The organism is Granulicella sp. WH15, from assembly GCF_009914315.1.
GTDB lineage: Bacteria > Acidobacteriota > Terriglobia > Terriglobales > Acidobacteriaceae > Edaphobacter.
In genome coordinates this window covers 1,882,222-1,903,260 of record NZ_CP042596.1, presented here as the reverse complement: position 1 = coordinate 1,903,260, position 21,039 = coordinate 1,882,222, and the positions used below count along the sequence as shown (strand labels likewise).

14 protein-coding genes are annotated in these 21,039 nt (G+C 57.7%); 4 read left to right on the top strand and 10 right to left on the bottom strand.

From position 1 onward, the window contains the following. Window positions 1-38: 38 nt before the first annotated feature. Window positions 39-3,488, bottom strand: a complete 3,450-nt coding sequence (locus FTO74_RS07865) for a TonB-dependent receptor (protein WP_162537648.1) — start codon at window positions 3,486-3,488, stop codon at window positions 39-41. 505 nt (window positions 3,489-3,993) lie between these two features. On the opposite strand from FTO74_RS07865, the gene FTO74_RS07860 reads away from it, so the two are divergent. Further along, window positions 3,994-6,714 carry a hypothetical protein gene (locus FTO74_RS07860; protein ID WP_162537647.1) on the top strand — a complete coding sequence of 907 codons (2,721 nt, stop codon included), beginning with the start codon at window positions 3,994-3,996 and terminating at the stop codon, window positions 6,712-6,714. Between the two features lie 37 nt (window positions 6,715-6,751). Here the strand turns inward: FTO74_RS07860 and FTO74_RS07855 are convergent, their stop codons facing one another. The 5 genes from FTO74_RS07855 to larA form a co-directional block, all read right to left on the bottom strand. Beyond that, window positions 6,752-7,777, bottom strand: a complete 1,026-nt coding sequence (locus tag FTO74_RS07855; protein ID WP_162537646.1) for a peptidyl-alpha-hydroxyglycine alpha-amidating lyase family protein — start codon at window positions 7,775-7,777, stop codon at window positions 6,752-6,754. After that, window positions 7,777-9,126 carry a heterodisulfide reductase-related iron-sulfur binding cluster gene (locus FTO74_RS07850; protein WP_162537645.1) on the bottom strand — a complete coding sequence of 450 codons (1,350 nt, stop codon included), beginning with the start codon at window positions 9,124-9,126 and terminating at the stop codon, window positions 7,777-7,779. Before FTO74_RS07850 ends, FTO74_RS07855 begins: the two co-directional genes overlap by 1 nt. Before the next feature lies 1 nt (window position 9,127). Then, entirely contained in the window at window positions 9,128-10,339 is a 1,212-nt protein-coding gene (locus FTO74_RS07845) for an FAD-binding oxidoreductase (protein ID WP_162539764.1), read from the bottom strand. Between the two features lie 47 nt (window positions 10,340-10,386). Then, window positions 10,387-11,880, bottom strand: coding sequence for an FAD-linked oxidase C-terminal domain-containing protein (locus FTO74_RS07840; protein ID WP_162537644.1), 1,494 nt, complete (start codon window positions 11,878-11,880; stop codon window positions 10,387-10,389). An 80-nt stretch (window positions 11,881-11,960) separates the two neighbouring features. Next, window positions 11,961-13,235 carry a nickel-dependent lactate racemase gene (larA, locus tag FTO74_RS07835; RefSeq protein WP_162537643.1) on the bottom strand — a complete coding sequence of 425 codons (1,275 nt, stop codon included), beginning with the start codon at window positions 13,233-13,235 and terminating at the stop codon, window positions 11,961-11,963. A gap of 238 nt (window positions 13,236-13,473) precedes the next feature. Between larA and FTO74_RS07830 the strand changes: the two genes are divergently transcribed. Beyond that, on the top strand, window positions 13,474-15,171 hold the full coding sequence (locus FTO74_RS07830) for an L-lactate permease (protein ID WP_220399105.1): 1,698 nt from the start codon (window positions 13,474-13,476) through the stop codon (window positions 15,169-15,171). 331 nt (window positions 15,172-15,502) lie between these two features. Here the strand turns inward: FTO74_RS07830 and aceB are convergent, their stop codons facing one another. From aceB to FTO74_RS07810, 4 genes are all read right to left on the bottom strand, one after another. Continuing rightward, on the bottom strand, window positions 15,503-17,110 hold the full coding sequence (gene aceB / locus FTO74_RS07825) for a malate synthase A (protein WP_162537642.1): 1,608 nt from the start codon (window positions 17,108-17,110) through the stop codon (window positions 15,503-15,505). Between the two features lie 192 nt (window positions 17,111-17,302). Next, window positions 17,303-17,659, bottom strand: a complete 357-nt coding sequence (locus tag FTO74_RS07820) for a copper resistance protein CopC (protein WP_162537641.1) — start codon at window positions 17,657-17,659, stop codon at window positions 17,303-17,305. Between the two features lie 77 nt (window positions 17,660-17,736). After that, entirely contained in the window at window positions 17,737-18,633 is an 897-nt protein-coding gene (locus FTO74_RS07815; RefSeq protein WP_162537640.1) for a hypothetical protein, read from the bottom strand. 210 nt (window positions 18,634-18,843) lie between these two features. Continuing rightward, window positions 18,844-19,242, bottom strand: a complete 399-nt coding sequence (locus tag FTO74_RS07810; RefSeq protein WP_162537639.1) for a hypothetical protein — start codon at window positions 19,240-19,242, stop codon at window positions 18,844-18,846. Window positions 19,243-19,418: 176 nt separating this feature from the next. Here FTO74_RS07810 and FTO74_RS07805 point away from each other — a divergent pair, with 176 nt between their 5' ends. Both FTO74_RS07805 and FTO74_RS07800 read left to right on the top strand, forming a co-directional pair. Further along, complete coding sequence (locus FTO74_RS07805; RefSeq protein ID WP_162537638.1) at window positions 19,419-19,697, top strand: hypothetical protein; 279 nt, start codon at window positions 19,419-19,421, stop codon at window positions 19,695-19,697. A 93-nt stretch (window positions 19,698-19,790) separates the two neighbouring features. Next, window positions 19,791-21,038, top strand: coding sequence for a glycoside hydrolase family 18 protein (locus FTO74_RS07800; RefSeq protein ID WP_162537637.1), 1,248 nt, complete (start codon window positions 19,791-19,793; stop codon window positions 21,036-21,038). Window position 21,039 lies beyond the last annotated feature (1 nt).

Below are 21,039 nucleotides of genomic sequence, written 5' to 3'. Positions count from 1 at the left end.
CATCGCTCTTCAGCGATGGCGGCGTTCTTGTCGTTGTTTTAGAAGCTTATCTTGATAGCTCCCTGCAAAATACGTGGATCGTTAGCTGTCTTGATCGAGCCAAAAGTACTGGCCGCCAAGCTGCCGTTGAAAGAGCCGGACGCCGGGTTGAAGAAGTTAGGATGGTTGAAGATGTTGAACCCTTCCACACGGAGCTGAAGCCCATAACGCTCTCGTACATGGAACGAGCGAACCACAGCCAGGTCAACATCGACATACTTCGGAGGGCGAATGCTATTGTGCCGCACCGTACCGAAGGTTCCCGGAGCATTGTTTGTAAAGGCCGCCCGGTTCAGGTACTGCAAGCCAGCCGCTTTCGTATGGGTCGGATTCCTCGTATAGACCGGCTGTCCAGGAACCACGTCAGGACGATCCAGCAGAATCCCGCTACCCGAGTTATCCACGCCCGAGGTAAGGTTGACCGGAAGACCACTCGTAATACGGATCAGAGGAGCCACCTGCCAGTCCTTCAGCAGAAAGGAAGTAATTCCACCGCCATGCCAGGTGCTGTTCGCAACAACGGAAAGGTTGAAGATGTTAGGAGCGTCAATCGTGCAATAACCATAATCGCCCTTGATATTGTAAGGATTTGAGACTACACCTTCCACGCCCAGCGTAGTAAGCGGCCCAATCTGAAGGCACTTCGACCAGGTATAGTTTGCGAGCACCGTGTAGTTATGTTCAAAGCGATGCTCCAGCGAAGTAAGCATACCGTTATAGTTGGAGTTGGCCCCATCATTCGCGATCACCTGTGTTGAGTAACCGGCTCCATTCGTCGGATTCGCCAGGCTAAGAACGCGCCGGTTCTGGGTAGAAGCAGACTCACAAGCACTCCCGGCAGCAGGCAACCCTACGACAAGCGCCCCGCAGGATCCCACTAAACCAGTGGAATTCCCCGGAATATAAACTCCAGGATTAATCTCATTCCCAATCCAGGAGTGGTTCATCTCATTTCCAAGGTAGGTCAGAGAGAAGATCCAGTCGCGTCCAAACTGATGCTGAAAGCTGAGATTCCACTGGTAGACGATGGGAGAATGAATGTTTCTTGGAGTAAGTACCTGCGACGCAGCGGCAGGAAAGCTAGTCGTCTTGGAAGGCTGCGACGGCAGCGGAAAGGGATTAGCGGCAGCGCCTCCCCACGGGTTACTCAATTTGTAGCCATTCTTAGAGCCCTGCTCAATGATCGTCGCACCATAAGGCAGGTTATTGGCAATGACACGATAGTTCATGAAGGTGCCGGGTGAGTCATACATCATCGCTGCACCGATACGGAAGGTGCTCTTACCCTGGCCATCCGGGTTATAGACCAGTCCCAGACGAGGAGAGAAGTTAGTCCAACGGTCATCACTAAATGATGGAGTTACTCCAGGGTCGCCATAGAAGGAAGACCCCGCAGGCGCATTGACAAATACGCTGCTCTTCTTTCCAGCATCAAAGTCAGCCCGCGAGAAGGTGCTGCCACGATGGAAGTAGTCATAGGGATACTTCATCGGCTCCCACCGAAGACCAGCATTGATCACCAGTTTGGGGGTAACATGCCAGGTATCCTGAACATAAGCCCCTATCACAGTCTGACGAATGGCATTCTGCTGCGGCATCGTCTGCTCATAGTGGTTCATATTGCCTTCAAGAAAATCGAGCAGCGAATCACCGGCCGTCGTCTTATCTCCCGTATGGACAGGCTGCCCGCTAATCGAACCGTTGAAGATAAAAGAACCATTATCTTCATAGTGATTATTCTGATTATCCTGAGTACGAATAATATCGACGCCGAGTGCAATCGAGTGCTTTCCCTTCAGAATATCGACGTCGTCAGCTTCCTGATACGAAGTAATGTTGAACGTCCCAAGGGCTCCCGAACCACTGCCAACCGCAAAACCTCCATTTTGCACGGTCAACTGTAGATAGTTTGGGGTGCCCTGGTAGATATTCTGCACACCGATCGTCTGGGCATTGATCCCAACTCCATCGGCAGGCCCGCGATCGTCGCGCCGGCGGCTAAAGGTAAAGTGCAGAGAGTTCACAATCGTCGGAGTAATCATGTAACTATCGCCAAAGGTCAAAGTCTGAGCTTTTTCATAGTTACCCGAGATACCGGTCACAAGGATATTAGTCGGATTGAAAAACGCCGCCAGCTTATACATATCAATAAAGTAGCGTCCATAGAGGCTCTGCTTTGGACTAATCGTCCAATCTCCGCGAGCGACATACTCCTGCTCGTTTGAATGTACGGGATACCCATACTGCACCAGTCCACACGAGTTAGCCGAACCGACCGGAAGATACTTCGCAAGCGCCACCGCTGCAGGATCAAACTTCGAGGGATCCACATGATAAGGATTGGGCAACGCGCTGAGTGGAGTCCCATTAGGATAGGCAGCCGATGTAGTAGATATATCGACAGTGTTCGGACGAGCAGCCCCGCAGGCTCCGCCGTCGAGCGCGGTAAAATCTCCCAGCAGTGCCGCAGCCGTGGGAATAGTCGCATTAAGACTCGAGGGATCCTGGCGAATATTCGACTGCTGAAAGCCGAAGAAGAAAAACAACTTGTCCGTAATAATCTTTCCGCCTACTGTACCGCCAAACTGATTGCGCTTGAGGCTGTCATTTTTCGTCGCAAAGTAATTTTGCGCGTTCACGTCGCCATTTCGAACAAACTCAAAGAAGTTTCCGTGCCACTGATTGGTGCCGGATTTAGTGACGGCATTCACCAGACCACCAGGGTGGAGTCCGTTCCGCGCGGGAAGAGAACTCGTCTCGACGCTGAACTCAGCCAATGCATCCGGAAACGGAAACGGCAAGTTTACGTTGGTAAAACTATCGTTGTTATCACCGCCATCCAACAGGTAATTTGTCTGGTTACCTAAACCCCCAGCGATGGATATGGACTGCGAGCTATAAAAGCTCTTCGAGCCGGTGTTAGTTCCATCACTGTGGTTAACCGCGGCGCCCGAGATAGTAATAAGCTGAGTCGGGTCACGTCCATTGAGCGGCATCTCCGCGATGCGGCGACCATCAATCACCTGAGAAATGGTGTTCTGTTGAGTCTGCACCATCGAGATATTGGCCTGCACCTCGACGCGCTCGTTCACTTCACCAACTGTCAGAGTCGCATCCAGCTCAACATTGTCATTGACTCGCAAAACGATGCCACTCTGCACATAGGTCTGGAACCCGGGAGCACTCACCTCTAATTTGTAAGGTCCTACCGGCAAATTCACGATGGTATAGAGACCATCCTGATTAGTGGTTGTCTGGTGAAGCGATCCCGTATCGGTCGCGGTCAGTTTCACACTCGCATTGGGAACGACTGCGCCGAGCGGATCCACAAGGCGTCCGTTCACCGTCGCGATGGCAACCGCCTGGGCATGAAGCATAGGAATCGTGGCTGTGAGCAGCATCAGTAGCAGCCCACATGAAGCGATGATTCTAGAAGTACGTTGTGTCATGGCCTTTATCACTCCTGAATTGATCGCAGTGAGATGAACTCCTGGCGACGAAAAATCTTTTTCTGGCCGTTTCGATGACTATCGAAGCTCTATTTATCTGTCTGAGTAGCAGGCCCCATTTTTATCTCGAACTTTGAACCCGCCGATTTTCTGCTTCAAAGGAAAGACTGGCAAATCGTTTGATCTTATTTCGGTGATCGTCAAGAGCTATCACACAAGCCCAATAGGCACCGTTTACTTACGGCAAGACACAATAGCCCCTCCCCTCCAGATATTGCAAGCTAAAAATGTCACATGGTCACACCAATACAAGGGGGAGTCCAGCCTCTCATTCCCTGTGCGACTACAAGCTTTTATTCAGACAACAGGATGCTTGCATAGAGTGCAGGTCGTGAACTAGAGTAAGCAGGCAAATCGCAGCCGGAATATTGTATTCCGTCAAAAGCTACGAGCATGTATGTAGATAACCCTTGATCCAGTTGACCTATAAGGAGAGTGCACCCCCATGGCATCCGACCCGCGCACCACAATGCAACGCCGTGAATTTCTAAAACTGGCAGGTGCCGCCGCGGCAGCGGGAGTCAGTAAGAGCGCACTCGCTGCCCCGTCAAAGAACATCATCGTTCTAGTCGACTCAACCGACACCACTGCAACATCGGCCCCTGTCAAGTGGGCTGTATCCAAGTTTCAACAGGCACTCAGTTCCAAGGGAGCCACCTGCTCCATTGCTTCGGATATCGCTGCCGTGCCAGGCTCCGCGTCCTTAGTGGTCGTGGTGGCGGGCGATCAATCATCAGCCGTGAAGTCATTTCCAACTTCCGCCGCTCCGCTCAATGCCCCGGAGAGCCTGCGTCTGACCCCAGGAAAGATTGGCAGCACGCCGGCCATCTGGATCTCGGCTATCGACGCAAGAGGATTCATCTACGGCGTACTCGAGCTGGCCGAGCGAGTACAGTTCAGCCAAGACGAGACTCTCGGCTTGAACCTGACCACACCAATCGTCGAGACAACAGCAAACAAAGTCCGCTGCATTGCGCGTGCCTTCTGCAGCGATATCGAAGACAAGTCCTGGTACTACAGCAAAGAGTTTTGGCGCAGCTACCTGGATGTCGTGGCAACCAGTCGTTTCAACCGTTTTGCTTTCGTCTTCGGTTTTGGCTATGACTTCCCCAAGGGAGTTACCGGCGACTACTTCCACTTCCCTTACCCCTACCTGGTGGATGTTCCCGGTTACAAAGTAAGTGTCACTCCTCTTGAAGCTGGAGAACGTGAGAAAAATCTTGAGATACTTCAGTTCATCGCGGCAGAGACCGCAGCGCGAGGACTAGAGTTTCAGTTGGGTATCTGGACCCATGCGTATGAGTGGACCGATAGCCCCAAGGCTGACCACCATGTTATTGGTCTGACAGCAGAAAATCATGCGGCCTACTGCCGCGATGCTCTGGCGATGGTTCTAAAGGCCTGCCCCGAGATCACCGGACTTACCATGCGAGTACACGGCGAGAGCGGCGTCCCCGAAGGCAGCTACCCCTTCTGGAAGACACTCTTTGAAGCCATCTCCGGCAGCGGCCGCAAGATCGAAATCGACATGCACGCCAAGGGCATCAATCAGATCATGATCGACATGGCCTCCGACACCGGAATGCCGGTGAAGGTAAGCGCCAAGTCATGGGCTGAGCACATGGGCCTGGGCTACCATCAGGCCGACATACGCGAGCTCGAAATCCCCACCCCCGCACGCATGGAGTCCGGCATCTTCAACGTGAGCAACGGCGAGCGTCGCTTCACTCGCTATGGCTACGCCGATCTCTATCAGGAGGGCCGCAAGTACGATGTCCTCTATCGTCTGTGGCCAGGCACCCAACGCCACCTGCTATGGGGAGATCCGGAGATGGCCGCGGCCTACGGACGCACAGCCAACTTCTGCGGAGCCGCTGGCATTGAGATCTGCGAGCCACTCACCTTCAAGGGCCGCGAAGGCTCTGGCCACCCCGGCGGCCGCTGCGCCTACGTAGATGCCTCCATGAATCCGAAGCTCGGCGACTGGCAAAAGTTCGAGTACACCTATCGCCTGTGGGGACGTATGCTCTACAACCCGGATACCAAACCCGAGGTATGGCGTCGCTACCTGACGAAGGACTTCGGCCCAGCCTACGACTCCGTCGAGCGAGCACTCGCCAACGCGAGCCGCGTCCTTCCCCTCGTCACGACAGCGCATCTTCCCTCAGCGTCGAACCACTCCTTCTGGCCGGAGATGTACGAGAATATGCCCATCGTTCCTGGGCAAAAATCTCCATACAACGACACCCCCGACCCCAAGCTCTTCGGCACAGTCAGCCCGCTCGATCCGCAGCTCTTCTCCACCATCGTCGAGCATATTCACGGCCTCTTGGGCGGAGACGCCAGCGCCAAGTACTCCCCCGCCGAGGTCGCGCAGTGGCTCGAAGACTACACCAACGTTGCAAGTCAATCTTTGGAGCTTGCTCGAAAGCAAGCCAGGTCGCGCACTAGCCCCGAGTTCCGCAGGATGGAAGAAGACGTCCTCATCCAGATCGGCCTTGGACAATTCTTTGCCGCAAAACTACGTAGCGCAATGCTCTTCGAGATCTATCTACAGACTGGCAATGAAGAAGCAGGAAAGCTCGCGCTCACTGCGTATCAAAAGGCCCGCACAGCCTGGTTCACGATGGCGGAGCGAGCCAAAGGCGTCTACGTTGCGGACGTAAGCTACGGCAACATCCCCATGCGGCGCGGCCACTGGATGGATCGTATTCCCGACATCGACAAGGATGTCGCAGCGATGCAGGCCAAGCTCAGAGACGGCTCCATCAAGCCATCCGACGCGTCTCATGCCACAACGGCGATTCATGCAGTAACGATGAAGCCGCACCGCGCCTCCTCAGGATGCAGCCACACGGCCGCAACCAGCTTCCACCCCGGCCAACCGCTCCCACTCTCGCTCCACCTCACGGGCAGCGGAGACGCACCCTCCGCAGTCAAACTGTACTATCGCCACGTAAACCAGGGCGAACGCTGGAAGACTGTTTCGATGGAAAAGAAGCAGCAGATGTACACAGCAGAGATTCCAGGCGACTACACCAACTCCCTCTATCCCTTGCAGTACTACTTCGAGCTGACAAAGGACACGAGCGCGGCATGGTTCTACCCAGCCTTCAACACGACTCTATCGAATCAGCCGTACTATGCGCTGTACCAGAGAACCTAAGATGAAGCAGTAACTGAAGCTATCCGGCACCTGCTAACTAAGGGTGCCGGATGCTCCAGCCACTGCTTTTAATCTGCTCGTTGAAGACCCTCTTCGTGGGAACATAGGGCGACATCTTGCCCGTTGGCGCAGTGCCGGTCGGCACGAAAACATCGACTCGCCAGTTCAGCACATCGGCGACATAGATCTTACGATCTGGTCCGACAGCCAAAAAGTGAGGCCATACAAACTGGCCCAGTCCATGCCCCGGCTCGCCTACAGCGCCAACAATCCTGCCCTCGGGATCAAACTCAACGACACGATCAAGGCCCCCATCCGACATCCAGATATGCTGGTCGGGGGTAATAAACAATCCATAGGGATAGCCTATGCCATCCCACTCTTTCAAAAACTTTCCGTCGTAGTCGAATATCTGGATGCGCCCACCTTCGCGATCCGCGACATAGATACGCCACTGCTTATCGATCACAATCGAGTGCGGGAGCTGGAACTGCCCCGGCTGCTCACCAAAGCTTCCCCACTGCTTCAGGAACTTGCCATTGCGGTCGAACTTCATAATGCGCGAGTTACCATAGCCATCTGCGACAAAGAACTCGCCATTTTTACCAAAGGCAACATCCGCGGGCTTATTAAAAAGCCAGTCCCCTTCAGCTCCTACATTCTTGCGTCCCAGAACCATCAACACACGCCCGTCATGATCGAGCTTGAGCACGATATGGCTGCCGGTATCAGTGACCCAGATATTATCGTCAGCATCGAAGCGCAGTCCATGCGGAACAGTAAATAGACCTTCGCCGATACTGCGAAGATACTTACCCGCCTCGTCATACTCCAACAGATCCGGCTTACCGCGCTGGAAGACGAAGATATGTCCCTTAGAGTTGAGGCTCACCGCCGAGACCTCACCTGCGACCACCGAGAGCGGCGTCTGAAAGAAATTCGCAGTAGCTCGATACGGCAGCTCCGGCACCGGCTCGAAGGCTGGCCCCTTGCCCGCCGAGGTCTGCGCCAGCGCCACACCACAACACACCATCACCAGGATGAAGCAGCGAAGACCCTTCATTACACCCTCGATCTCAAAAGCTCTTCCGGAGGAACATTGCGAATCGAAGCATCAAGCAGCTCGACCATATGGAAGGTGGGCATCGTATCCAGACCCCGTCTTCGCAACCCGCTCATAATCTGCAACAGGCAGCCCGGATTAGCGGAGATAAGCGCCGTAGCCTTAGTCGCGAGAAGGTTCTCTACCTTGCGATCTCCAAGCTCATTTGCAGGCTCGGGATGCAGCAGGTTATAGACACCAGCGGAGCCACAGCAGAGATTCGCCTCTTCCACTTCAACCACATCAAGACCGGGAATCGTGCCCAGCAGTTGACGCGGCTGCTCAAAGACCGACTGCGCATGACGCAGGTGACAGGCATCGTGATACGCCACCCGCATCGGCAGCGCATGACGCGGCGACTGCGCCGGAAGGCTGACCAGAATCTCCGAGATATCCTTACACTTCGCGCTGAAGGCAGCCGCCCGTGCAGCCCACTTGGGATCATCACGCAACAGGTGGCCATACTCCTTCATGGTCGAGCCACAACCGGCCGCATTGATCACAATGGTATCGACATCGGCAGCCTCAAATGCCGCGATCATCGCCCGTGCCATCTCCGAGGCCTGCTCTTCGAGACCCGAGTGGACCATCAATGCGCCGCAGCATCCCTGCACCTGCGGAATCACAACCTCACAGCCTTCAGCCGCCAGCACACGGGCCGTAGCCTCGTTAACATGCTGAAAGAAGACCTGCTGCACACACCCCAGCAGCATCCCCACCCTGCGCCGTTGCGACGACGTAGCACTCACCTTCGCAGGCAGACGACGGAAGAGGTTGTTCGGAACCCAAGGCAGCAGCGCCTCCATGGCTGAGAGCCGCTCCGGCAGCGCCTTCAGGATGCCCGTGCTCCGAACCAGCTTCTGCAAACCGGTCCGCTGATACACCATCATCGGCAGCGCCATCATACGCAGCCTGCCCGAGTACGGAAACGTCGCGAACAGCATCTTGCGGAAGAGCGAATCGCTGGTCTCACGCGGAATATTCCGTTCCACCTGAGCCCGCGCATCTTCAATCAGCTTGCTGTACTGAACCCCCGAAGGGCAGGCCGTCATGCAGGCCATGCAGCCCAGACAGTTATCCATATGTAACTGAAAATGTTCGTCGAGCGGAGCCTCCCCCTTCGACGACTTTTTCATCATGTAGATACGCCCGCGCGGCGAATCCATCTCCTCCCCCCAAAGCACATAGGTGGGGCAAGCAGGCAGACAGAATCCGCAGTGTACGCAGTCGTCGATCAGCTTGGTCTCTGGCGGATGATGCGCGTCGAAGTTAGAAGGCTTGGCTGGTTCCAGTTGCGTCAGATGTGCCATGTCAGATTCCACCAAGGTAGCGGCCGGGGTTGAGAATATGTTGAGGGTCGAAACGCTGCTTGATGGCACGCATCAGAGGCATCGTGTCCGGCAGCGTGCCCCACGGCTCTATCACCGCCTCATCAGGCTGTCGCAGAATCGTCAACGATCCGCGCTTCGCCTCCAACTGCTGTCGCAGATGCACCACCTGATCGGTCGCCGAGACTGGCACACTCAGCGTCATCACCCCAACTGCCTGGGTCACGCAATCGCCGCCCAACTCCCTAACAGCCGCGCTGAAGTGCGCAATATCAGAGGGCATCATCGTGGCCTTCGCAAGCACGCCATCCGCCCGATCAAAGAGCGCCTGCCTCGCATCCCACTCTGCAGAAGAAGCCTCAGAAGCAACGAGCCCCAGCTTCTCGGCCATAGCCGTCACTGCATTGGTCTGGTCGAGCAACACATCAGGCATAGCCACCAGCCCCAGATCCAGGAAAAATCCATCGCCCCCACCACGCACCTGCAACCTCTCGGTGCTCAAATGAGAGTCGAGAATCTGCAACAACAGCGTTCCCAGCAGCCCCACATCCAGCGAGCGCACCACAACACTGCAAGTATGCCGAGGAATGGAGTGCAGCCGAAAGGCAACGTCGGTGATGACCCCAAGCGTACCCATCGCGCCGGTCATCAACTTATGCAGATCATAGCCAGCAACATTCTTGACCACCTTGCCGCCGGTCTTCGCCACCGTGCCGTCCGCGAGCACAATCGTCATCCCGATCACGAGATCGCGCAAGCTGCCATAACGATGGCGCAGGCTACCCGAATCATTCGTCGCCACAATCCCGCCAATCGTCGCCCGATCAGACCACAGCGGATCGAGCGCAACAAACTGACCATGCTGCAAGAGCGCCTCCTGCAGCTTCGACCAGCTACAACCGGCCTCAACGATGCAAGTCATATCCTGCCATGTATGCTCTCGAACCGCAGTAAGACGATCCGTATGCAGGATCAACGCCGCCTTACGTGCACCTCCCCAACCCTGTTTGCTGCCGCTACCCCAGGCCGTCACCGCCATGCCGTATGAGTTAGCCGCGCGCAGCACCGCCGCGACCTCCTCCGTACTGGCAGGCGAGACACTGGTCATCTCGCCCTCAACGCGGACAAACTCCCTGCCGCAGATAGTCATCAAAGCGTCAGTCAGGGATTGCACATTCGTGGAATCAGCCGTCATCTACAGGTCACTCATAGTTGAAGTTGCAATACGTAACAATTAGTGTGTCAAAAGTATTCCGCGATGCCGGCAACCTCAAGCGGATGTGGCGTGTAGTGCCCCGTCTTCTCCCCGCACAGCCGCGGACGCGGAAAAAGCTTATCCGGATTCGAGATATTCTCAGGATCGAACGCACACCGCACTAGTTGCATCGTGTCCAGGTCCGGCTCCGAGTACATATACCCCAGCGCCTGCTGCTTCTCCCTACCCACGCCATGCTCCCCCGTAATCGATCCACCATGATCGACACAAAGGTGCAGAATACGCGTCGATAAATCGACAGCCAGTTCTTCCTGCCCAGGAATAGAAGCGTTATACAACACGATGGGATGCAGATTGCCATCGCCCGCATGAAAGACGTTGGTCACACGCAGCCCAGCCTCAGCCGATATCTCCGCAATCTGCTCAAGAATAATCGGCAGCTTCGTCCGCGGAATCACCCCATCCTGCACGATGTAATCCGGAGCCAGCCGACCCGCCGCAGCAAACGCAGCCTTACGCCCCTTCCACACCAGGAACCTCTCGTTCGCGCTCTGCGCCAACCGATCCTCCCACGCTCCATTCGCGCGGCACAGCTCCCTCACCTGCTTCATCTGCAGATCGACCTCGGCAGCCGGACCGTCCAACTCGATTAACAGCAGCGCCTCGCACTCCGGATAGTTCGGATGCACCGAAGCCTCCGCCGCCTCAATCGACAGCCTATCCATAATCTCCATCGCCGCCGGAAGAATCGCCGCCGCGATGATATCCGAAACAGTCTGCCCCGCCTGCGCGATCGTGTCATAAGCAGCCAGCAACACCTGTACGGTCTCGGGCTTCTTCACGATACGTAGCGTCACCGCCGTCACCACCCCCAGCGTCCCCTCCGACCCCACAAAGACACCGGCCAAGTCGTACCCCGGAGCATCCACCGTCGACGCCCCAAAGTGCATTGCCTCGCCCGTCGGCAGCACCACATCAAGCCCCAGCACATGCGTCGTCGTAAAGCCGTACTTCAGGCAGTGCGCTCCCCCCGCGTTCTCAGCCACGTTGCCGCCAATCGTACAGACACTCTGCGAAGACGGGTCGGGCGCATAGAAGTACCCCGCAGCCGAAACCTTCTGCGTCACATGCGCGTTGATGACTCCCGGCTGAACCGTGATCCTCTGGTTCTCGAGATCCACATCAAGAATCCTGTTCATGCGCGCAAAACCGATCACGATGCCATGCGCATCTGGCATCGCACCACCCGAGAGTCCCGTCCCCGCACCCCGCGCGACGAATGGAATCTTATGCTTCGCACAGATCTTGACGACCGCCTGCACCTCTGCAGCCGAGCGCGGCAGCACCACAGCACAAGGAAGCGTCCGCAACGCAGCCAGCCCATCGCACTCATACGTCTGCAACTGGTTAGCCTCGACGATCAGGCCATCCTTACCCACAGCCTCTACAATCTCGGCGAGCACAGCACCGGAGAGAGATGATCCACTCGACTTAGCCGCCTCTAGAGTTGCTGTCGCCATCCTACCCTCACCTTCGCACTACATCATCCAAGCCGCAGATAGTTCAATTGGTAAACAATCTACTCAGAGAATTACTTTCTCTATTCCACCAGACGTGCATAAACATACGGCCCTTCAGGAATTAGTGCAACCCTTGCATTCTCCGGAAGACCTTCGAGCACCGTCGACACCGCATCGCTCAGAGAATCAAACGTATTTGTACCCAGGCTTCCGAGGTCCGTCTTCTCCACCCCGGGAGTATAGAAGAACACTTCATTCTTCGTCCCAATCAGAGCCAGCTTCTCCAACTGCCACTGATCCGCCACCACCGGCGTCTCGCGAATCTCTTCGAGATACCCTTCAAAACTCACCAGACTCCGCAGCTTCTCCGCGAACTCCGGCGAGCCGATCCCCTCCGAGCACTCGCCCAGCGTCAGTATCCTCCCACCCGGCTTCACGACATGCTGCGCGGCAGTAACACCCTTGATCGTCTGATAGAAAGTAAGATCCAGCGGATGCCCCGCGGCACTGGTAATCACCACATCTGCCAGCCCCGTCAACTTCTCCAGCGAGGTCCGCCGCAAAAACTCCACGCCAGCCGCGTGCGCCGCCACCGGCTCACCAGCAAAGACGCCCGATATCTGACGATCGTGGGTCAAGGTCACATCCAGCATAAAGTCATGCCGAGCCATTCCCGCCAGCTCGATCAACTCAGCATGCAGCGGATTACCCGCAGTCGAACCCTCCGTAGCCATCGGCTCCCGCATAAACTTCGGCGAATGAATCACCTTGATCGTCTGCTGCCCAGCCACACCCGGCGTCACCAGCTTCCGCCCGCCGGAGAACCCAGCCATCAGGTGCGGCTCAATAAATCCCAGGGTCAGGTGCAGGTCCGCAGCCATAAAGCGCTCGTCGATATAGACCGGCGTGCCACTCCTGCTGTTACCAAGAAACCGATGCTCCTCCCCCGCCTTCGCATCATGGTTCACTACGCGATAGCTCGACGCAATCTCCGGACCGACGATGCTGCGAATCTCATCCTCAGTAGCGCCCCGATGCAGCCCCGTCGCAATCAGGATCGTAATTCCATCTACCGGAATTCCTCCCTCATGCAGTCGCCGCAGCAACGGCGGCAGCGTCAACCGATTAGGAGCAGGCCGAGTAATATCGCAGACCGAGATAGCAGCCGTATTCTTGCCCCGCGCCATTTCCAGCAGCGGCGGCCCCGCCACCGGATGATCCAGCGCAGCCTCCAGCGCAGCCGCCACATCGGGCACTGCCGCGGCCGTACGGCTCTCGATCACCTCATACCTGGGGCCATCGGGCAAGGCCACCGCGATGCCCTGCTTTCCGAATGCGAAGCGAACCTCTGTCATCTCAAGCCCTCAATATGCGCCACGCCATGCGGCAAATTGTTTCCAGTTCGAAGATCAAACCAACCGCCACAACTGTCAGATTGTCTGACAACGAATCATCATACTTCGGAAACCCATTCACATTGAAGTTTTTTCCATATTCGCAAGCCGGTCCGATGGTCTGATGAAGCGGGGGGTTTACAGTAGTCTCATTCACACCCGATAATAAGCGGGCTTCCACCACACCTACAGGTTACCTATGCTCATGATCCCTGCGACGACGCTCTCTCCTTTCGCACTTTGCGCAGCGCTCCCGCTGCAGTGGCAACAGAGCTACGACCCGACCCATCACTGGTGGCTATCCACCTTGTTTGCCGCACTGCCTCTGCTCGCGCTCCTCATCGCGCTGCTAGGCCTGCGCATGAAGGCCCACCTCTCGGCTCTGGTGGCCCTTGCCGTCGCCATCATTGTAGCCCTCGGCCTCTTCCACATGCCCGTCGGCCTGGCCTCGCTTGCCACGCTCTACGGAGCCGCCTACGGCCTCTTCCCTGTTTTCTGGATCATCTTCCCCGTCATCTTCCTCTACCAGCTCACCATCCGCGCCGGCCGCTTCCAGCTCCTGCAGGACTGCCTCGTCGGCGTCACCGAGGACAGCCGCCTGCAGCTCCTCCTCATCGCCTTCGCCTTCGGAGCCTTCTTCGAGGGAGCCTCCGGCTTCGGCACCCCTGTAGCCGTCTGCGGAACCATCCTCATCGGCCTTGGCTTCGCCCCACTCGAAGCCGCCGGTCTCGCGCTCCTCGCCAATACAGCCCCCGTAGCCTTCGGAGCCCTCGGCACCCCCGTCATCGCGCTCGGCGGAGTCACCGGACTCAACACACTTCTCCTCACCCGCGTCATCGCCGCGCTGCTCACTCCCTTCTGCGTCATCGTTCCCTTCTGGCTCATCTGGGCCTATGCGGGCTTCAAGCGCATGATCGAGATATGGCCCGCCATCCTGCTCACCGGCGTCACCTTCGCCCTCACGCAACTCCTTATGGCCACCTTCCACGGTCCCTGGCTGGTCGACATCACCGCCTCCGTCGTCACCATCGCCGTGCTGGTACTCTTCCTCCGCTTCTGGCGTCCGAAGACCATCCTCACCACCGCCCGCGAGACCGTCGCCCACCGCACTGACAACTCCGCCCGCCAGGCTGGCCACGTCATCCGCCGCGCCGCGCTCCCCTGGGTTATCCTGGCTGTCTTCGTCACCATCTGGGGCTCGCCCAGCATCGAGCGCGCCATCTCTGCCGCGACCACCCTCCTCATCCCCGTCCCCGGCCTCAACAAGGTAGTCTTCCGTATGCCGCCCGCCGTTCCCACCATGACCGCCGAGGCCGCAGTCTTCAACTTCAACTGGCTCTCGGCCACCGGCACCGGCATCCTCATCGCCGCCATCATCGCGGCCCTCCTGATGAAGCTAAAGCCCAAGGACATCGTCGAAGTCTTCGGCAAGGCAGCCTACAGCACCCGCTTCACCATGATCACCATCGCCTCCCTCATGGGCCTGGGCTTCCTCACCCGCTTCTGCGGCCTCGACGCGACACTAGGACTAGCCTTCGCTCGCACCGGCGTCCTCTACCCCTTCTTCGGCACCATGATTGGCTGGCTCGGCACCGCCTCCACCGGCTCCGACACCTCCTCCAACGTCCTCTTCGGCAGCCTGCAAAAACTAACCGCTCAACAACTCAATATCTCCCCCTACCTGATGACCGGCGCCAACTCCGGCGGCGGCGTCATGGGTAAGATGGTCGCGCCACAAAGCGTAGTCGTAGCCAGCACAGCCACCGGCTGCTACGGCAAAGAGGGCAGCATCATCCGCTTCGTCATACTGCACAGCCTCGCACTCACCTGCCTCATGGGCCTGTTGGTCTCGCTGGTCGTCTACTCCCCTACCCTCACCAAGCTGCTACTTCAATAGGAGAGCATCCACTTCTGTCGTTACCATCGCTGTTGTCATTGTCATTGCTGTTGCTTGTTTTCTTGGTTGTCATTCAGGAGCGAAGCGGAGGAATCTGCTTCTGCCTTTGTCGTTGCTGTTGTTTTTGCCGTTGCCGTTGCCTCTGTTCTTGCCGTTGCTTCTGGGGTAGGTCCGGGCTTTAGCCCGGACATTTAAAACCCGCACCGATGCGGGCTTTAGCCCCCGAGGTATGCTTTCTTCAACGCCACCCAGAACATCGAGGGACATCTAAAAAGCGCGGGCCGTCTCTCCTCAGGAGAGACGGCCCGCGCTTGCTATTACTGTAAAAAGCCTAAGCAGCCGCATGCTCCTCTGCCAACACCCGCTGATAAGCCGGAACCGTAAGGAAGTCGATAAACTTATCTCCCCGGATCAGCTCCCGCATCATCGCCGCCGCGTTCACATAAGCCTTGTACCGCTCCCCATCGACGGTAGCCTTAGCCTTCTCCAGTTCCTCATCGATCATCGTGTCGCAAAGCTCCGCCGTCACCTCACGACCATCGACGAGCTTCGCATGATGATGCACCCACTGCCAAAGCTGCGCCCGGCTGATCTCCGCCGTAGCCGCGTCCTCCATCAGGTTGAAGAGCGGCACGCACCCGATTCCGCGCAGCCACGCCTCCACATAACCCAACCCGACGGCGATATTCTGCCGCAGCCCAGCCTCCGTGCACGTACCCACAGGAACCTGCAACAGATCCGCCGCGGTCACATGATAATCCGGCAGTTGCTTATCGATCTGGTTCGGCTGCGGCATCACGCGGTTGAAGACCTCGAGCGCAATCGGCACCAACCCTGGATGCGCCACCCACGTCCCATCATGCCCATCGGTAGCCTCGCGCTCCTTATCCGCGCGCACGCCCGCAATCGCCTTCTCATTGGCCTCAGGATCGTTCTTGATCGGAATCAGCGCGCTCATCCCGCCCATCGCGCTCACGTTGCGATGATGACAAGTCTTAATAGCCAGCTTCGAGTAACTGCGCATAAAGTGCGTCGTCATCGTCACCTGTCCGCGATCCGGCAGCACCATGCTGGTATCCCCCGCAAACTTCTTGATGTACGAGAAGATGTAGTCCCAACGCCCGCAGTTCAGCCCAGCCGAGTGGTCCTTCAGCTCATAAAGAATCTCATCCATCTCGAAGGTCGCAAGAATCGTCTCGATCAGGACCGTAGCCTTGATCGAACCCGGCTTCACGCCCAGCTTGCTCTCAGCCTCGACAAAGATGTCGTTCCACAGCCGAGCCTCCAGATGGCTCTCCATCTTCGGCAGGTAGAAGTAAGGTCCGGACCCACGCGCCAGCAACTCCTTGGCGTTATGGAAGAAGTAAAGCGCAAAGTCGAAGATACCGCCGCTCATCGGCTCGCCATCGACCACCACATGCGCCTCATCCAGATGCCACCCGCGCACGCGCACAAAGAGCACCGCCGGATTCTCGATCAGCTTATAGTTCTTCCCGGTCTTCTCATCGGTAAACGTAATCGTCCGCCGCACAGCGTCGTACAGATTGACCTGCCCGTCGATCACGTTATGCCAGGTCGGCGTGGTCGAGTCCTCAAAGTCCGCCATGAAGACCTTCGAGCCCGAGTTCAGCGCATTGATAATCATCTTCCGATCCACCGGCCCGGTGATCTCGACGCGCCGATCGAGCAGGTCCGCCGGCAGCGGAGCAACGCTCCACTCCGCCGCGCGAATCTCCGCCGTCTCGGGCAGAAAGTCGGGCTTCACCCCGGCATCGAGAAGCGCCTGGCGCTCAACACGCTTGGCCATCAGCTCCTTGCGCCGTCCGTTGAACTTGCGCTGCAGCTCCACGGCAAACGCTACCGCCTCCGGAGTCAAAATCTCCGCGTACTTCTCCGTAATCGCACCTAAAATCTCAACGCCGTTCCCGAAATCGCTCATCGCAGATTCACCTTTGCTCAGAATATACATCTGAATGTCAGACCAATATAGTACAAAACCACATCACCCGCGTAGTCTCCCAGCAGTGTACTCCCACTACCCCCCTCTTGGCATCCCCGCCCGTTTTTCTACCGAAAAAAGCGACAAGGCCAGCCGAATCGGCTGGCCCATCGAAAATCGAATCAACGATTTCTACTTCACGGTAAAGGGATACTCCCCCTCCATCCGGTGGCTATCGGGAGCGACCGCGATCCAGTGCACATAGTACGTGCCCGGAGCCAGCGTCGGCAGCGGCAGCGTCATATGCTTTGCATCCGCCGGGTCGAGCACCGAGTGCTCCTTGCTGAGCACCGCGCCCTTCTCATCGGTCAGCGAGAGCGAGCTGAACTTGCCTTCCAGCGGTTCGGTAAACACCACCGAAACCTGCGTCGGCGCGCTTACGGTGGAGTTCTTATCCGGCGACATCTCCTTCGGCCGCGAGTGCGCGAAGGCCGGAATAGCCGACAGAAGAAGCGTCAATACGGCGGCGGAGCGAATACGCTGCATCATGGGTAGATCTCCTTGAAAAAATAATGGACTGAATACCTCGTAGAAAGAGACGGAGAAAAAGCTATGCCCTTACCGACTCAGAGGGCGGTAATGGTGAACTCAGCGACATAGAGCTGCGTGCCGCCATGAAACTGAAGCCACAGCTTATAAGTGCCCGGCTCGCGCAGCGCCAGGTGCAGCATCATGTCCGAGGGCGAAGGTCCATTCTCCGGCATCGGCGGCGGGTCCTTGCTCATGTCCATCATCATCTGGTCCGACGCCATCGGATGCGCATGAACATACGATAGATCCTTCGTATTCAAAAACACCGCATGAGCCGGAGACCCCAGATAAGGATGCAGGTCGGTAGCAGGCTTCCCGTCCTTCAGAATATTGATGTCCACCATGCTCATCGCACCCGAGCGCAGCCTTACGCTGCTCAGATCGACCTCATACGGTCCCACCTGCACGCCCATCCCCGTAGGCGGCAGCGTGCGCACATCCGAGCTGGTCCCGCCCACGTTCAGAGCAAACCGAAACACCTGATGATTGAGCTGATTCGGCAACCCGTCCGTATAGACGAGATAAGTCCCCTTCGCCGGAAACACCTGCGTCAACACCAGATGCCCATCCGGCCCCAGAGTCGGATGCAGATGCATAAAGGTCTTGAAGTCATTGCTGACCACGACCACATGCATCTTCTTCGTCATCTCGGTCTGGTAGCTCTTGATCGGCGCAGCCCGGTTCGGCTCCGTCATCCAGAAGTCCAGCTTCTGCTTCAGTGGATTGCCGGGCGCGGGCGTAGCCTTCAGGTGCGCCTCGGTCTGCGCGGTCTGGCCCTGCAGCGCAAACACTCCCTGCAAGACCTGCTGCGCCTGCACCGCAACAGCATTAACGCCAAAGAGCGCCAGCAAGGCAGCACTCCGAACCACCCCACTCCAGTTGGAGCGATATTGTCTTACCCCGATACACACATCAGAACTGACTTGATTCATATGTGGCCTCCGTAATGAACTTATGTCTGAAACATCGTTGCCACTCTGCAAATGGGAGGGGAGTCTGCGGAGCGAAAAGCTATCCATCAAAAGCCAACAGATGCTACAAAAAACAGGCCCGAATAGAGAGGAATGCCTTGTGCTGTTTGACCAGCGCCTGGAGGGGGTTAGGAGAAGCGAAGGAAGGAGAAAAGAGGGTAAAGAAAAGTACTAAGCAAGAAAACCATGCGACGGCGGCCCGCGTTTACGCCGCGAGCGATCCAGCGCAATGCGCGCCCGAGCCTCTGCCTGCGTCTGCATGGCCGCATGAGTGACGGCCCCTGCAAAGAACATCTCAACACGATCGAGCGTGAGATCCAGATGATCGGAGGGGCTGACCGCATTGAAAAGGGCCACCGAGCAACGCGAATCAGCCACAAGCCGAACCGGCTGATTCGACATCTCATCCTGAGCCATTACAGCCTTCATCGCCGTCACGCACCGATGAGCCCCGCTCCTGCGGCAACAGGCATGAACACCAGGCTGGGTCTCCGGGCTCAGCGCAAACAGGGGCGTAATCAGCGGAAGGCCGAAGAGGACCACCAAAGATAGAGCGAGGAGACGCCGCACGGCCTGAGTCTACCGCATGATCGCGCAAAAGCAATTCGGCATTTACAAAAAAAAATCACGTAGATTTCATCTACTACCCGCCCGTTTGCCACTCCTGCAACGCCCTCATCGCAAAATGAACGTGGAAGAGGTCGCTTCTGCTTTGCCGTTGCTCTTGCCGTTGCCTGTTTTCTTGGTTGTCATTCAGGAGCGAAGCGGAGGAATCTGCTTCTGTTTTTGCCGTTGCGGTTATTCTTGCTGTTGCTTTTGTTCTTGCCGTTGCTCTTGCCGCTGCTCTTGCTTTTGCCGTTGCTCTTGCCGCTGCTCTTGCTTTTGCCGTTGCTGTTGCTGTTGCCTCTGGGCGACTGGAGGGCATCCATCACGCCGAGCGTGTTGCTCTTGCCGTTGCTGTTGCTTCTGGGGTAGGTCCGAGCTTTAGCCCGGACATCCAAACCCACCACCAACGCGGGCTTTAGCCCCGAGGCACGCTTTCCTCTCCCCCCTCAAAGAACATCCCCACCCATTGAAGCCGCGGCTCCCCTTAAAACGTCCAATCCACAGAGGCCCCCATGCACCTTCTCCCCCGCATCCTGCGTTACGCCGCCGCCCTCGCCCTGACCACCACCCCCCTCCTCGCCCAATCCCCTCTCCTCACCGGCTACTTCCCCCAGTGGGGCCTCTACGACCAGCCCCAGTACCTGGTCAAAGACCTCGTCACCGCCCACGGCGCGTCCATGCTCGACCAGGTCAACTACGCCCAGGGCTTCGTCACCAACGGCCGCTGCTCCATCGCCGACCCCAACGCCGACCTCAACTACACCTTCACCGCCCAACAGAGCGTCGACGGCGTAGCCGACACCCCCACCCAGCCTCTCCGCGGCCACTTGAACCAGTTCGTCAAGCTAAAACGCCTCTACCCGCACTTAAAGCTGGTCCTCTCCCTCGAAGGCCGCGCCTCCGACTTCGCCGCCGACGCCCAGCCCGAGAACCGCGCCGCCTTCGTCTCCTCCTGTGTCGACCTCTTCCTCAAGGGCAACCTAGCCCCCGGCGTCCACGTCCCCGGCCTCTTCGACGGCATCGACATCGACTGGGAGTTCCCCCGCGACGAGGACACCGCCAACTTCATAGCCCTCCTAGCCGAGTTCCGCCGCCAGTTCGACGCCCTCCGCCCCGGCCTGCTGTTAAACATCGCCGTAGGCCACAGTCCCCGCATGGCTGGAGCTACCGACGGCAACATGTCCGCCATCAGCGCCCTAGTCGATCAGGTCGGCCTCATGACCTACGACTACACCGGCGGCTGGAGCCAGACCACCGGCTTCCTCGCCCCCTTCTCCACCTCACCCGACCGCCCCTACGGCACCGTCCAGCGCAGCATCCAGGCCTACCTCGCCGCCGGAGTCCCCGCCTCCAAACTCATGGTCGGCGTACCCTTCTACGGCTACGGCTGGCGTCTGGTCCCCGAAGAGAACAACGGCCTCTTCCAGGAGGGCGAGCCCATCCGCGGCGACCGCCCCTACCGATATATCGAGACCCTCATCCCCCACTCCCGCGTCTTCCGCGAGCCTGACTCCCAAAACCCCTGGCTCTTCGACGGCGACGCCTTCTGGACCTACGACGACCCCGCCTCAGTCCGGCACAAGGCCGACTACGCCACCCAGCAGCACCTCGGCGGCCTCATGATCTGGGAGCTAGGCGAAGACAACGCCACCGCCACCCTCCTCGAATCCGCCTACCAGGGCCTCCATTCCACCTCCACCGCCTCAGCCGAACCCCACCAGCACCCCGCCGCCACTGCCCCAGCCACCACTATCCGTTAAA

Excerpts from the sequence above, each read along its gene's own strand:
- FTO74_RS07865 (WP_162537648.1), bottom strand. The coding sequence starts at position 3,488 with ATGACACAACGTACTTCTAGAATCATCGCTTCATGTGGGCTGCTACTG.
- FTO74_RS07860 (WP_162537647.1), top strand. The coding sequence starts at position 3,994 with ATGGCATCCGACCCGCGCACCACAATGCAACGCCGTGAATTTCTAAAA.
- FTO74_RS07855 (WP_162537646.1), bottom strand. The coding sequence starts at position 7,777 with ATGAAGGGTCTTCGCTGCTTCATCCTGGTGATGGTGTGTTGTGGTGTG.
- FTO74_RS07850 (WP_162537645.1), bottom strand. The coding sequence starts at position 9,126 with ATGGCACATCTGACGCAACTGGAACCAGCCAAGCCTTCTAACTTCGAC.
- FTO74_RS07845 (WP_162539764.1), bottom strand. The coding sequence starts at position 10,339 with ATGACGGCTGATTCCACGAATGTGCAATCCCTGACTGACGCTTTGATG.
- FTO74_RS07840 (WP_162537644.1), bottom strand. The coding sequence starts at position 11,880 with ATGGCGACAGCAACTCTAGAGGCGGCTAAGTCGAGTGGATCATCTCTC.
- larA (WP_162537643.1), bottom strand. The coding sequence starts at position 13,235 with ATGACAGAGGTTCGCTTCGCATTCGGAAAGCAGGGCATCGCGGTGGCC.
- FTO74_RS07830 (WP_220399105.1), top strand. The coding sequence starts at position 13,474 with ATGCTCATGATCCCTGCGACGACGCTCTCTCCTTTCGCACTTTGCGCA.
- aceB (WP_162537642.1), bottom strand. The coding sequence starts at position 17,110 with ATGAGCGATTTCGGGAACGGCGTTGAGATTTTAGGTGCGATTACGGAG.
- FTO74_RS07820 (WP_162537641.1), bottom strand. The coding sequence starts at position 17,659 with ATGATGCAGCGTATTCGCTCCGCCGCCGTATTGACGCTTCTTCTGTCG.
- FTO74_RS07815 (WP_162537640.1), bottom strand. The coding sequence starts at position 18,633 with ATGAATCAAGTCAGTTCTGATGTGTGTATCGGGGTAAGACAATATCGC.
- FTO74_RS07800 (WP_162537637.1), top strand. The coding sequence starts at position 19,791 with ATGCACCTTCTCCCCCGCATCCTGCGTTACGCCGCCGCCCTCGCCCTG.